Here is a 12,631-nt window from a genome sequence, read left to right on the forward strand (position 1 = left end):
GTGGGGGTGGGGTGCGGCTCAGCCTAGCTCCCGGGCGACCTGCCGCAGCGTGGGGTTGAGTTCGGGGTGCACAAAGTGGTAGCCGGCTTCCGTGAGGCGCTCGGGCAGCACCCACCGGCTCTTCAGGATGAGCTCGGGCTCGGTGCGCAGCACGGCCATCGCGGGCTCGAGCATCCACCGCCAGGACGGCATGCCGAAGGGGGCCCGCACGGCGCGGCGGATGCCCGCCATGAGGGTGCGGTTGTCGCTCGGGTTCGGGCTGGACACGTTCACGACGCCGTCGAGCTCCGCTCGGTCGAGGAGGAAGCGGACGGCACCGACGACGTCGTCGACGTGCACCCAGCTGAACTTCTGGCGGCCTCGCGTGCGGTACTGCGGGGCGCGTCCGTCGCCGCTCGGCGCGCTGCCGATGCCCCGGTAGCGACGGTGGTTCGGCGCCCAGCCGTCGATGTTGGGCCCGCCGAGGCCGATGCGCGCAAGCGTGAACAGCTTGCTCGCCGCGGGGCCGTCGCCGAGCACGATCGCCATGCGGAGCGCGACCCGACGAGTGCCGGGCAGCTCGCCCTCAAAGAACGCGCGCTCCCAGCTGCGGGCGACGTCGACGGAGAAGCCCTGCCCCAGTTCGCCGGTCGACTCCGTGTTCGGTCGGTCGGTGGCGTGACGGTAGATGGTGGCCGTCGACGCGTTGAACCAGACGCGCGGAGGAGCGGCCGCGGTCTCGACGGCGGACCGCAGTGCGCTCGTCGTCTCGACCCGCGAGCGCAGGATCTCGTTCCTGTTGGCATCGGTGTAGCGGCAGTTGACGGACTTGCCGGCGAGGTTGATGACCACCTCTGAGCCGTCGATGGCCCGCTGGATCGCCGCGGGGTCGTCCCAGCGCACCGACTCGTGCCTGCCGATTCGCGTGACTTCCCAGCCGTCGCGCTCGAAATCGGCGGCGAGGGCTCGGCCCACGAAGCCGCTTGCCCCGGCGATGACGACGCGGCGTCGGCTGGTGGCGTGGGAATGCTCGGCGTGGTTCTTCGGTTCCATGTGGCCGAGTGTAGTACTTTCTGAACATGTTCAGTTCTAAGAGTGGCGAGATGATCGAACCGGGAGCGGCACCCACGAAGCGCGAGCGGACCCGCGCCCTCATCCGCGACATCGCACTCCGGTCCTTTCGCGAGCGCGGGTACGACGCCACGACGGTGCGGCGCATCGCCGACGAGGCCGGGGTGTCGGTCGGTACCACCAACTACCACTTCGCCACCAAGAACCACCTCGTGCAGGAGCTGTACCTCGACGTCCAACTCGGGCACGCCGCCGCAGCGGAACCACAGCTCGACGGAGTGCGCGACCTCGTCGATCGCCTCGCCGTCGTCTACCGCACCGGACTCGAGCAGCTGGAGCCCTACCACTCGCACGCCCCGGAGTTCCTCGCGGCCTCGGTGTCGCCGCGCTCGCCAATCAACCCGCTCTCCGAGGAGTCGGCGCCGGCGCTTGCGGTGATCCGGGGGCTCTTCGAACGCGCCGTCGAGGGGGCGAAGTCGCCGCTTCCCGACGAGTTCAGGGCTGGCCTGCCACAGGCGCTCGTGCTGAGCCACCTGCTGCTCGCGCTGCTCTGGGTCTACGACTCCTCGCCTGGGCGCGAGCGCACGAGCCGCATCCTGGACCGCGCGCTCAACCTGCTGCGCATGACGCTGCCGCTCACGCGGATCCCCGTCGTCCGGGCCCCACTGCGCGAGCTCCTCGCGCTGGCCTCCGATGTGAGGGCCTGATGGGCGGGGGAGAGGGTGCGGCGGAGCGCGGGGCCGGGGTCGGGGTCGAGACTGGCGCCGGGGCCGGGGCCGGGGCCGGCGTCGGTGCTGGCGGGCGCACTGGCGTCTGGGCCTGCGTCGAGCCGGGCGCCGAGCCGCGGGCTGCGGGGGCGCGGGCTGCGCGGTCGCTGTCCGTCTCCGAGTTGGTGCTCGGTGACGACTTCGTGCGCCTCGACGCCCAGCTCCAGCGCTACTTCGGGCCGATCCCGGCCGGGCACGAGGGCCGCGGGCGAGGCGTCTACGCCTGGGCCGGTTCCCGGTACCGGCTGCTGCGCCCGGTGCTTGCCTGGCTCGCGTGGCGCCGCATCCTCTTCCCCGAGCGCGGCCGCGACGTGCCATTCACCGTCGTCAACCGGCAGGAGGGGGCCGAGGTGCTCTCCGCGCGACGGGAGTTCGAGTTTTCCCACGTGACCCGCGTCATGGAGGACACGATGAGCGTCATCCGCAGCCCGGGAACGCGGCCGCGCCTCATCGACCGGCTTGGAAGGCGTCGTGGGCTCGAGGTCGAGCTCGAGCTGTCCGTCGATGAGGGCGGTCTGCGGATGCGATCGACGCGGCTCGCGCTCCGGCTCCGGGTGCCGCGCCTGCCGACGTGCGGGGTGCGCGACGTGCGCCGGGTGCGCGGCGTGCGCGGCGTGCGCGGCGTGCGCGGGGCGGGCGGGGCGGGCGCCGCGTCACCCATCCGGCACCTGCGCATCCCGCTGCCGCGCATCGTGACCATGACGCTCGACGAGCGCGCGCATCCGGACGGCGACGGGCGCCAGTGCGTCGACGTGCGCCTGCGGGCGCCGCTGCTCGGAGATGTATTCCGCTACCTCGGCGAGTTCGAGTACGGCATCGTGCCGGTGTCAGTCCCGGTGCCGGAGCCGGAGCCACTGCCGAAACCGGAGCCGGTGCCAGAGCCACTGGCAGTGCCGAAACCGGAGCCGGTGCCGGAGGCGCTGCCAGTGCCGAAATCGGAGCCGCTGTGAGGTCGGGCGACTCCGGAGGATTCCCGGGCACGAGCGCGTAGTCTCGCGCCGGAGCGAGCCGCACCGAGAGCAGCATTCCCAGACCAGCATCCCAAGACCAGCATCCCAAGACCAGCATCCCGAGATCAGCATCCCGAGACCAGCATTGCGAGGCCGCATGGACATGAGCACCGAGACGCCCGAGATTCCGGAGATCGCCATCGGCGGCCCGATCAGGCGCACGATCGCCATCCTCGGCGCGGGCGGCGACCTAACGGAGCGACTGCTGCTGCCCGGCATCGCGAAGGTCGTCGACGCGAGCCCGGAGATCGAGGTGCACCTCATCGGGGCTGCCCGCACGCCGCAGTCCCGCGACGAGTGGCGGGGCGTGGTTCGTCGCAGCCTCAAGGCCGCCGGCGTGTCCGCCGCGACCATCGACGGTCTCGTGGCGAGGTCCGAGTTCGTGGCGACCGACGCATCGTCGCCCGAGGAGTTGCGGGAGCTGCTCGATGCGTGCCCGACCGCGCCGCTGCTCTACATCGCCCTGCCGCCAGCCATGGGCAAGAAGGTCGCTGCGGCGCTTGCCGAGCTCGAGCTGCCGGGAGAGCTGCGGATCGCGATCGAGAAGCCCTTCGGCGAGAGCGAGGCCGATGCGCGGGAACTCAACGATGCACTCGCCGAGGTCGTTCCCGATGAGCGGCTGTGGCGCATCGACCACTTCCTGGGCACGCCGGCCGCCCTCGAGCTGATGCGCTCACGCGAGGTCGTCGACGCGAGCGGCGTCCCCCGCCTCGAGGCGAGCGAGGGCGGCGACCTCGGGCGGGTCGAGATCGTCTTCGAGGAGGAGCTCGGCATCGAGGGGCGCGGTGCCTTCTACGACGAGACCGGCGCGCTGCGCGACATGCTGCAGAGCCACCTCATGCTCATGCTCGCGCTCACGGCCATGGAGCGGCCGGGCGGTCAGGAAGGCAGGCGCGAGGGGGCGCACGATGGCGAGGGGGCGCACGACGGCGAGGGGGCGCACGACGGCGAGCCGGGCGGCACGCTCGACGACGCCATGATCGCCGTGCTCCGCAACGTGAGCGTGTGGGACGACGAACCGGTCTCGGCACGCCGGGCGCGCTACACGGCGGGTGAGGTGGGCGGCAAGCAGCTCCCGGCGTACGTCGAAGAGGAGGATGTGGATCCCGAGCGCGGCACCGAGACGCTCGCGGAGATCACGCTGCGGGTCGAGACTCCGAGGTGGCGGGGCGTCCCGTTCCTCCTGCGCTCCGGGAAGGCCATCGGGGCAGCGCGGCAGGAGATCATCCTGACACCCGCCGATCCTGGCACGGAGCCGACGCGCATCCCGCTCGATGCCCCGGCCGACGACAACAGTGCTGACCCCTACGCGAGGGTGATCGCCGGCATGCTCGGCGGCAGCACGCTGCTCTCCGTGCGCGGCGACGTTGCCGAGGAGCTCTGGCGCATCGTGGGTCCCGTGCTCGACGCGTGGGATCGGGACGCGGATGACCTGGGGGAGTACGAGGCCGGCTCGGCGGGGAAAGTCGGGGACGAGGGCGGCCGCTGAGCGGTTCAGGCCCGAACCCGCTCCGCCTCGCCCCGCCCCGCCCCGCCCCAGGAGGAGTGCACGTGCCGCGTGCATGTCGAATCGGCATCGGGTCATGCAGATTCTGAAGCGCCACTGTCGGTGGCCGGCCATAGCCTCGAAGGAGGACTCACCACAGCACGAGGCTCACACCACAGCACGAGGCTCACACCACAGCACGAGGCTCGCGCCAGAGCACGAGGCTCACTTCAACGCACGAAGAAAGGCACGCAATGACGCTGGCACCACATTCGCTCATCGCCGGAAGCAGCGAACTCGGGGGTGGCGACGAGCTCGTTGCTCGCCGCGCCGCGGACGGGGCGGTGCTCGCGCCGACCTTCCGCAGCAACACAAGCGAGGAGCTCGAGGCCGCCGTCCAGGCGGCGCACGAGGCGTTCGACGAGTACCGTTCGACGTCGCCGGCTGCCCGGGCGGCCTTCCTGGAGCGGATCGCGGCGGAGATCGAGGCCGACAAGGACGAGATCATCGCCCGCGCCCACGAGGAGACCGGGCTTCCTGTCGCGCGCCTGACCGGTGAGGTCGGGCGCACGACCGGCCAGCTCCGGCTCTTCGCCAAGGTCGTGGCCGAGGGCAGCTGGCAGGGGGCCCGCATCGATGAGGCGCTGCCAGACAGGGCGCCCCTCCCGCGCGCCGACATCCGCCAGCGGAAGATCCCGCTCGGCCCCGTCGCCGTCTTCGGAGCGAGCAACTTCCCGCTCGCGTTCTCGACGGCAGGCGGCGACACGGCCTCCGCGCTCGCGTCGGGCAGCCCCGTCGTGGTGAAGGCGCACAGCGGACACCTGGGCACGGCGGCGCTTGTCGGCCACGCGATCGCGCGCGCCGTCGAGGCCTCCGGCCTGCCGAGCGGCGTCTTCTCGCAGCTGTTCGGCTCCGGGCGGGTCATCGGGCAGGGCCTCGTCGCCGACCCACGCATCAAGGCGGTGGGCTTCACCGGCTCACGTTCCGGTGGGCTCGCCCTCGTGCGCGTTGCCCAGCAGCGGGCGGAGCCGATTCCGGTGTACGCCGAGATGAGCAGCGTCAACCCCGTGTTCGTCCTGTCGGCGGCACTCGCCGCCGATCCCGCGAAGGTCGCAGCCGACTACGTCGGATCGCTCACGCTGGGCTCCGGGCAGTTCTGCACCAACCCCGGCGTCGTTCTCGTGCCGAGCGGTGAGTCGGGAGACGCCTTCCTCGCCGAGGTGGGCATCCGCATCGCCGCGGCGAGCGGTCAGACCATGCTCACGTCCGGCATCGGCGACGCCTACCGCGAAGGGGTCGCCGAACGCGAGGCCTCCGGTGCGACGGTCGTCGCGCGTGGGCAGGCCGACACAGCGGCGAACGCTCCGGCGCCGATCGTGTTCAGCGATGCCGTCGAGGCGTTCGGCGAGGCGCTCGAGGGCGAGATCTTCGGCGCCGCCGGGCTCGTCCTGCGCTACGACGGCACCGAGCAGCTGCGCGAGTTCGCGGAGCAGCTCGAGGGGCAGCTGACGGCGACGGTCCTCGCGGCCGATGCCGACGCCGACGAAGCCCGAGCCCTCCTGCCCGTGCTCGAGCGCAAGGTGGGGCGCATCCTCTTCAACGGCTGGCCCACTGGCGTCGAGGTCGGCTACTCGATGGTGCACGGCGGGCCGTACCCGGCGACGTCGGATGCGCGCTCGACGTCGGTCGGGGCGCTCGCCATCGAACGGTTCCTGCGCCCCGTCGCCTACCAGGACGTGCCAGACGCTCTACTCCCGGAGGCGCTGCGCGACGACAACGAGTGGGGCGTTCCTCGCCTGGTCGAAGGACGCATCCAGCTGCCCGCACAGTATTGAGTCGCCGCCGGTCGTGCTGAGTCGCCGCCGGTCGTGCTGAGTCACCACCGGTCGTGCTGAGTCGCCGCCGGTAGCTGGTTGCCACCGGGAGTCCTGCGTTGACACCGGTTCCGAGACCATCGACCGCCTCGTGACACGAGGAAGACCTCACCCGAACCGGGGTGAGGTCTTCCTCGTGTCATCAGGTGCGCTGAGCGCGCCGCTGGCTTGCTGAGCACTCCGCAGGTGTGCCGTGCAGTCCACCGGATCGCTGAGCAAGCGGTGTGCTGAGTGCTGCCCTGGCACGCTCAGTGCCGCGCTGAGCTGCTCAGAGCTTTACAGGGGTGAGCAGGGTGCCGTTCTCGAGCCAGGATGCGAGGTTGTCGAGGACGAGCTGACGCATGTCCGCTCGGGTCTCGACGGTCCCGCTGCCGAGGTGGGGGAGCAGGACGACGTTGTCGAGGTCGAGGAGGTCCTCTGGCACGTTCGGCTCGTCGGCGAACACGTCGAGGCCGGCTCCGCGGATCGTGCCGGTCGTCAGGGCGGCCACAAGCGCGTCCTCGTCGACGACGGACCCCCGGGAGATGTTCACGAGCACCCCGTCCGGGCCGAGCGCCTCGAGGACTTCTGCGGAGATGAGCTTCTGCGAGTCCGCGCCTCCCGCGGCGGCCACGACCAGGGCGTCGCTACGGCGTGCGAGCTCGACGAGCGAGTCGACGTACGGGAACGGGGAGCCAGGGATCTCGCGGCGGTTGTGGTAGCTGATGCGGCAGTCGAAGCCCTGCAGACGCTGCGCGATGGCTGAGCCGATTCGGCCGAGGCCGACGATGCCGACTCTGGTTCCCGTGAATCTGGTCGTGAGCGGGAAGTTGCCCGACGTCCAGGACCCGGCTCGAACGTAGCGGTCCGAGGCGCTGATGCCCCGGTACACGTCGAGCAGGAGCGAGAGGGCGGTGTCGGCGACGCAGTCGTTCAGGACATCGGGGGTGTTGCTGAGCGCGATGCCGCGCTCACGGGCTGCGGCGGTGTCGGTCGTGTCGTAGCCGACCCCGAAATTCACGATCGCCTCGAGGGCGGGGAGACGGTCCATGAGCGCCGCGGACACGCCGAATCGTCCGCCCGTGACGACGACGCGCACCTGCGTGAGCTCCCGCTCGCGCTCCGGTGTCAGCTCGTCGGCGACGGCCGAGATGAGCGGAGCGTCGAACTCGGCGATGAGCTCCTTCTCCAGCTGCGGCATGAGCGGTCCGACGCGCAGCACGGTGGCCGCAGTGCCGGGCGAGGGAGGTACGGGCGTGGTGTCCGGCGAGCCGTTGGGAGCGGTGGCTGGGGTCGACGCGAGAGGGGTTTCCATGTCTGGATCGTAGGACGCACGACCGATGCTGGTCCAAGATGCACTTTGCATAGATTGATTCACTCGGAGCATTGATGTGCGTGTTGCCAGTAATCACAAGGGAACGCGGGTCGCTAGTGTTGAGTCCGGCCCCGCGCCTCCCGCCGTCCCCCGCGGCTCCCTCGCTCAGCTGTGTTGACGCCGCCGAATCGGCGGACACAAGCTGAAGGCGTCTCAACGAGGAGAACCACTGACTCAGGGCAAGGCTCTCGAGTTCACAACACCGGAGGAACAACGATGTCTTCTTCACACGAACCGTCCCCGACGATCGGGCGATCCCCAGCTCACCGGCCGTCACGCACGCGCCGTCCCATCGCATCCGTCACCAAGGCCGTCGCCGTTGGAGCCGCCGCGCTGCTCCTCACGAGCTGCGCCGTCGCCAACTCGGACGGCGCCGCGGGCGGCACTGGCGGTGGAGCAGCCGGCGCGCTCCGGGTCGTCCTCCAGCAGGAGCCGCCGACGCTCGAGCCCTGCGAGGCGAACCTCACCTCGACGGGCGTCGTCGTGCGCTCCAACATCACGGAGCCGCTCATCGAGCGCAACCCCACGACGGGCGACCTCGACCCGCTGCTCGCGACCGAATGGGAGCAGACGAGCGACACCGAGTGGACCTTCACACTGCGTGACGACGTCACCTTCCAGGACGGCACGCCCTTCGACGCAGAGGCGGCCGCCTTCTCGATCGACCGCGCCGTGAACAGCGACCTCGGCTGCAACGTCGAGGGCTACGTCTTCGGCGAGACCGACCTCGAGGTGAACGCGGTCGACGCGACGACGCTCACGGTCACGACGCCAGAGGCCGACCCCATCCTCCCCCTGAAGCTGTCCTTCATCGAGATCGTCCCGACCACGACGAGCACCACCGACAAGGTGCGCGAGCCCATCGGCACCGGCCCGTACCAGATCGGGCAGTGGGACGTGGGAACGAAGCTCACGCTGAACGCCTACGACGGCTACTGGGGCGACGCCCCCGCCTACCCGCAGGTCGACTACCAGTGGCGCGGCGAGGGCACGGTCCGTGCCGCCATGATCACGGGTGGCGAAGCCGACATCGCGATGGGCCTCAGCCCGGATGACGGCATCGGCGAGAACGGCGTCAGCTACCCGAACAACGAGACGATCGCGCTCCGCTTCTCGGGCGACATCGCGCCGCTGGATGACATCCGCGTCCGTCAGGCCATCAACTTCGCCGTCGACAAGGAGGGCATCATCTCCTCCCTCTACCCGAACGGCGACGTCGTCGCCTCGCAGCTGATCCCCGAAGGTGTCGTCGGACACAACGACTCGCTCGAGCCGTGGGCGTTCGACCTCGACAAGGCGAAGGCGCTCGTCGCCGAGGCCAAGGCTGACGGCGTCCCAGTGGACACGAAGATCACCCTCGTGACGCGGACGGCGCAGTTCCCGAAGGTCAACGAGCTCTCGCAGGTCCTGCAGGAGCAGCTCACCCAGGCGGGCCTGAACGTCGAGCTCCGCATGGTCGACACGACGCAGCACCTCCAGTACCAGCTGCGTCCGTTCGTCACGAACGAGGGCCCCATCGCGTTGCTCGTGCAGCACGGCAACCAGGCCGGTGACGCCCAGTTCACGGTCGACCAGTACATGAGCTCCACGGGAGCCCAGTCGACGTTCGGCACCCCCGAGTTCGACCAGAAGCTCGACGATGCGGCGAAGACCTCCGGCGACGAGCGACAGACGGCCTACGAGCAGATCTTCGCCGACCAGAACGAGGAGATCGTGCAGTTCGCGCACATCGCGCACCAGACCGGCCTCCTCGGCATCGCGTCTGGCATCACCTACGAGCCGAACTCGGCGAGCGGCGACGAGCTGCGCATCGCCGAGGTGAAGCCAGCGGCCTGACGGCCGCCCGCCACCCCGGAGAAAGCAGCCGCTCATGTGGACTTATCTCAGAACCAGAATCGTCTCCAGCCTGCTGCCGCTCGTGGCCGTCGTCCTCGGCGTGTTCATCCTGGCTCGCCTCACCGGAAACCCGGCGAGCCTGTACCTGCCGCTCAACGCGACGGAGCAGATGAAAGAGGACTTCGCGGTCCGCAACGGGCTCGACCAGCCGCTGTGGATGCAGATCGTCAACTACTTCTCCGGGGTGCTGCGCTTCGACTTCGGCGAGTCCCTCCGAACGGGAGAGCCCGCAGCAGCAATGGTGCTGCGGGCCTTCCCGGCCACACTGCAGCTGGCCGGCGTCACGATGCTCCTCACCGTGGTCCTCGCCGTCATCATCGGCAGCTGGGCGGCGCTCAAGCCCAACGGCGTCGCCGACCGCATCGCGAGCTTCTTCTCGATGGCCGCCGCCAGCGTTCCGGACTTCTGGCTGGCCATCATGGGCATCTGGATCTTCGCGATCACGCTCGGCTGGCTGCCCACCTCGGGCGTCGACAGCGGCGGGCTCTCCTGGATCCTCCCCATAGCCACGCTCATGCTGAGGCCCGTCGGGGTGCTCACGCAGATCGTCCGCGGCTCCATGGTGAGCGTGCTCGGGCAGCCGTTCATCAAGGTGGCCCGCAGCAAGGGCGCAGGCCAGCTCCGGGTCGTGTTCAAGCATGCGCTCCGCAACGCGGCGGCCCCCGCCCTGACGGTGGCGGGTGACCTCACCGTCGGCCTCATCAACGGCGCGGTCGTCGTCGAGACGATCTTCGGCTGGCCCGGCATCGGGAAGCTCATGATCGACTCGATCCTGCAACGCGACTTCGCCGTGCTGCAGGCCGCCGTGCTCATCACGGCACTGTCGATCTTCATCCTCAACATCCTCATCGACCTCGGCTACGCGCTCCTCGACCCACGGGTCAGGCCCGCCGCGAAGCAGTCGCGCATCCGCCCGACGAACAAGGACGACAAGCGGGATGCGGCCGGCGCTGCCGCTCGCACCTCCGGCAGCAACGCAGAGAAGGGCAAGGCGCATGTCTGACCCCCAGAACACACCGGTCTCGGGTGGCCCGAGCACGGGAGCTGCACCGCAGCAGCCGCCCGCGACGACAAACGTGCTCCTGCAGAAGGAGAAGCGCGAGCGGAATGTCGCGGAGCGGCCCTCCATGTTCACGCTGCTGCTCAAGGACAAGGTCGCGACGGTTGCGGCCGCCGTCCTCGCCGTCGTGGCCGTCGTGGCGGTCTTCGGCCCGCTCATGGTGGGCGAGCTCGCGTCGAAGCAGGACCTCACGGCGATCAACCTGGCCCCGTTCAGCCTCGACAACGGTTGGGCGTTCATCCTCGGCAGCGACTCGCTCGGCCGCAGCATGCTGGCGCGCCTCGTCATCGCGACGGGGACGACGCTCGGCGTCGCGGTTCCCGCCGTGCTCGTGGCGCTCATCATCGGCTCCATCTGGGGCGTCTGGGCCGGCTACTTCCGGGGCTGGCGCGAGTCGGTGTCGATGCGCATCGCCGACATCATCATGAGCTTCCCGTCGCTGCTGCTCGCCGTCGTCATCCTGTACGTCTTCAACCCGAGCCTCGCGAACATCGTGGCGGTGCTCGCGCTGACCCGCATCCCGATCTACCTGCGTACCGCGAGGGCCGAGGCCGCTGAACTGCGGTCGCGCATGTTCGTGGATGCGGCGACCAACTTCGGGACCAAGCCGCGGAGCATCATCTTCCGCCACATCGTGCCGAACGTCGTGCCGACCCTCGTCACGCTCGCGACGCTCGAGTTCTGCTACGTCATGCTCGCGGAGTCGTCGCTGAGCTTCCTCGGCATCGGCGTGCAGTCACCAGACGTCAGCTGGGGCCTCATGGTGGCGCAGGGACGCCAGTACCTGCAGCAGGCGTGGTGGCTCTCGGTGCTCCCCGGCCTCGCGATCGTCATCACGGCCGTCGCCGCGAACGTGCTCGCCTCCTGGCTGCGCATCGCGACCGACCCGAACCAGAAGTGGCGCCTCATGCAGAAGGCCACCAAGGTGAAGCTCCGCCCGGCGCTCCCCACGCGCGAGCCCGCCGGCGAGGTGTGAACCTCATCCAGGATCTGCAATCCGAGCCTGCGGTTGGCGCCGCGGTCACCCACTCGGCCGGAGTCGCACGATGACTCCGGCCGAGTGGGTTGCGCTTGTCGTCATCTTCCTCGCCGCCTCCTGCCTGCAGGCCGGCATCGGCTTCGGCATGGGGATGCTCGCGGCACCGTTCATCGCACTCATCGACCCGGCCCTCCTGCCGGCGACCGTCATCATCATGTCGATCCTCCTCACCTCGATCGTGACGGTCGCCGAGAAGGACTCGCTCGACCTGCGGGGTGCGGGCTGGGCCCTCGTCGGCCGCGTTCCCGGGAGCGTCGCGGGGGCACTGCTCGTCACGGTCATGGCACCCGCCGTGCTCTCGTGGGTAGTGGTCGCGACCGTCGTCACCGGCGTCGTGTTCTCGCTGCGCGGATGGGCCCCGAAGGTCACCAGGTGGTCGCAGATCGTGGCGGGTGCCGCATCCGGCGTCATGGGCACCACCACCTCCATCGGCGGGGCGCCCATGGCCATCATCTGGCAGGGCTCGGACTCGGCTCGCCTGCGGGGCACGCTGTCGGCGTTCCTGCTCGTCGGGTCGATCATCTCGTTCGGCCTGCTGCTCGCCTTCGGTGCGGTCGCACCGCAGACGTGGCTCGTCGTCGTGTGGATGATCCCCGTCGTGCTGCTCGGCTTCGTCGCGAGCAGATTCATCACGCCGCATCTCGACAAGACGCGCACGAAGCGGCTCGCGCTCGGCGCATCCCTCCTCGGCTGCGCGCTCCTCGTGGTGACGCAGCTCGTGCAGCTGCTCGCCTGAGCGCTCGCGCCTGCTTCTGTGTCTGCTCCCTTGCAGCGCAGACCTGGGGTTCGCGCATCCTGCCGGGCAGCCGTTGACGTCGAACCCCCAGGTCTGTAGGGGCGCCGGGCGTGCTGTGCAGATCTGGGGGTTGCGCACGTGTTGGGCCGGGCGTGGGTGCCGAAGTCCCGGGTTTGTGGGGAAGCGCCGGGCGCGCTGTGCAGACCTGGGGGTTGCGCATGTGTTGGGCCGGGTGTGGGTGCTGAAGTCCCAGGTTTGTGGGGGCGCGGGGGCGTGCTGTGCAGGCCTGGGGGTTGCGCATGTGTTGGGTCGGGCGTGGGTGCCGAAGTCCCGGGTTTGTGGGGAAGCGCGGGGCGCGC

The 12,631-nt window shown here is 70.0% G+C and carries 10 protein-coding genes; 8 read left to right on the plus strand and 2 right to left on the minus strand.

The genetic code is table 11. The features are described 5' to 3' along the window. Positions 1–18: 18 nt before the first annotated feature. Positions 19–1,032, minus strand: a complete 1,014-nt coding sequence (locus ITJ67_RS09970; protein ID WP_194677504.1) for an epimerase — start codon at positions 1,030–1,032, stop codon at positions 19–21. A gap of 50 nt (positions 1,033–1,082) precedes the next feature. On the opposite strand from ITJ67_RS09970, the gene ITJ67_RS09975 reads away from it, so the two are divergent. The 4 genes from ITJ67_RS09975 to ITJ67_RS09990 all read left to right on the plus strand — a co-directional run bounded on the left by ITJ67_RS09975 (position 1,083) and on the right by ITJ67_RS09990 (position 6,148). Continuing rightward, entirely contained in the window at positions 1,083–1,757 is a 675-nt protein-coding gene (locus ITJ67_RS09975; protein WP_228502558.1) for a TetR/AcrR family transcriptional regulator, read from the plus strand. After that, the gene (locus tag ITJ67_RS09980) at positions 1,757–2,767 is read left to right on the plus strand and encodes a DUF4166 domain-containing protein (RefSeq protein WP_194677506.1); all 1,011 of its coding nucleotides are present in this window, start codon (positions 1,757–1,759) and stop codon (positions 2,765–2,767) included. The genes ITJ67_RS09975 and ITJ67_RS09980 overlap by 1 nt, the downstream gene beginning before the upstream one ends. Positions 2,768–2,930: 163 nt before the next feature. Next, positions 2,931–4,316: a glucose-6-phosphate dehydrogenase gene (locus tag ITJ67_RS09985; protein ID WP_194677507.1), complete on the plus strand. Its 1,386-nt coding sequence runs from the start codon at positions 2,931–2,933 to the stop codon at positions 4,314–4,316. Between the two features lie 251 nt (positions 4,317–4,567). Continuing rightward, entirely contained in the window at positions 4,568–6,148 is a 1,581-nt protein-coding gene (locus ITJ67_RS09990; protein WP_160075033.1) for an aldehyde dehydrogenase (NADP(+)), read from the plus strand. 307 nt (positions 6,149–6,455) lie between these two features. Here ITJ67_RS09990 and ITJ67_RS09995 read toward each other — a convergent pair whose 3' ends face one another. Further along, positions 6,456–7,481 carry a 2-hydroxyacid dehydrogenase gene (locus ITJ67_RS09995; RefSeq protein WP_194677508.1) on the minus strand — a complete coding sequence of 342 codons (1,026 nt, stop codon included), beginning with the start codon at positions 7,479–7,481 and terminating at the stop codon, positions 6,456–6,458. 276 nt (positions 7,482–7,757) lie between these two features. Between ITJ67_RS09995 and ITJ67_RS10000 the strand changes: the two genes are divergently transcribed. The 4 genes from ITJ67_RS10000 (at position 7,758) to ITJ67_RS10015 (ending at position 12,272) form a co-directional block, all read left to right on the plus strand. Beyond that, entirely contained in the window at positions 7,758–9,377 is a 1,620-nt protein-coding gene (locus ITJ67_RS10000) for an ABC transporter substrate-binding protein (protein ID WP_104331655.1), read from the plus strand. 34 nt (positions 9,378–9,411) lie between these two features. After that, a complete protein-coding gene (locus ITJ67_RS10005) occupies positions 9,412–10,440 on the plus strand; it encodes an ABC transporter permease (RefSeq protein WP_104240982.1) in 1,029 nt (342 codons plus the stop codon). After that, complete coding sequence (locus tag ITJ67_RS10010; protein ID WP_160075039.1) at positions 10,433–11,473, plus strand: ABC transporter permease; 1,041 nt, start codon at positions 10,433–10,435, stop codon at positions 11,471–11,473. Before ITJ67_RS10005 ends, ITJ67_RS10010 begins: the two co-directional genes overlap by 8 nt. A gap of 70 nt (positions 11,474–11,543) precedes the next feature. Further along, positions 11,544–12,272, plus strand: coding sequence for a sulfite exporter TauE/SafE family protein (locus tag ITJ67_RS10015; RefSeq protein WP_194677509.1), 729 nt, complete (start codon positions 11,544–11,546; stop codon positions 12,270–12,272). The last annotated feature ends 359 nt before the right edge of the window (positions 12,273–12,631 follow it).

The sequence above is a fragment of the Pseudoclavibacter sp. VKM Ac-2867 genome (genome assembly GCF_015351275.1).
Classification (GTDB): Bacteria; Actinomycetota; Actinomycetes; order Actinomycetales; family Microbacteriaceae; genus Pseudoclavibacter.

What these genes read in the sequence shown, in the direction of transcription:
- ITJ67_RS10010 (WP_160075039.1), top strand. Translation starts at nt 10,433, where the DNA reads ATGTCTGACCCCCAGAACACACCGGTCTCGGGTGGCCCGAGCACGGGA.
- ITJ67_RS09970 (WP_194677504.1), bottom strand. Translation starts at nt 1,032, where the DNA reads ATGGAACCGAAGAACCACGCCGAGCATTCCCACGCCACCAGCCGACGC.
- ITJ67_RS10005 (WP_104240982.1), top strand. Translation starts at nt 9,412, where the DNA reads ATGTGGACTTATCTCAGAACCAGAATCGTCTCCAGCCTGCTGCCGCTC.
- ITJ67_RS09975 (WP_228502558.1), top strand. Translation starts at nt 1,083, where the DNA reads ATGATCGAACCGGGAGCGGCACCCACGAAGCGCGAGCGGACCCGCGCC.
- ITJ67_RS09990 (WP_160075033.1), top strand. Translation starts at nt 4,568, where the DNA reads ATGACGCTGGCACCACATTCGCTCATCGCCGGAAGCAGCGAACTCGGG.
- ITJ67_RS10000 (WP_104331655.1), top strand. Translation starts at nt 7,758, where the DNA reads ATGTCTTCTTCACACGAACCGTCCCCGACGATCGGGCGATCCCCAGCT.
- ITJ67_RS10015 (WP_194677509.1), top strand. Translation starts at nt 11,544, where the DNA reads ATGACTCCGGCCGAGTGGGTTGCGCTTGTCGTCATCTTCCTCGCCGCC.
- ITJ67_RS09985 (WP_194677507.1), top strand. Translation starts at nt 2,931, where the DNA reads ATGAGCACCGAGACGCCCGAGATTCCGGAGATCGCCATCGGCGGCCCG.
- ITJ67_RS09995 (WP_194677508.1), bottom strand. Translation starts at nt 7,481, where the DNA reads ATGGAAACCCCTCTCGCGTCGACCCCAGCCACCGCTCCCAACGGCTCG.
- ITJ67_RS09980 (WP_194677506.1), top strand. Translation starts at nt 1,757, where the DNA reads ATGGGCGGGGGAGAGGGTGCGGCGGAGCGCGGGGCCGGGGTCGGGGTC.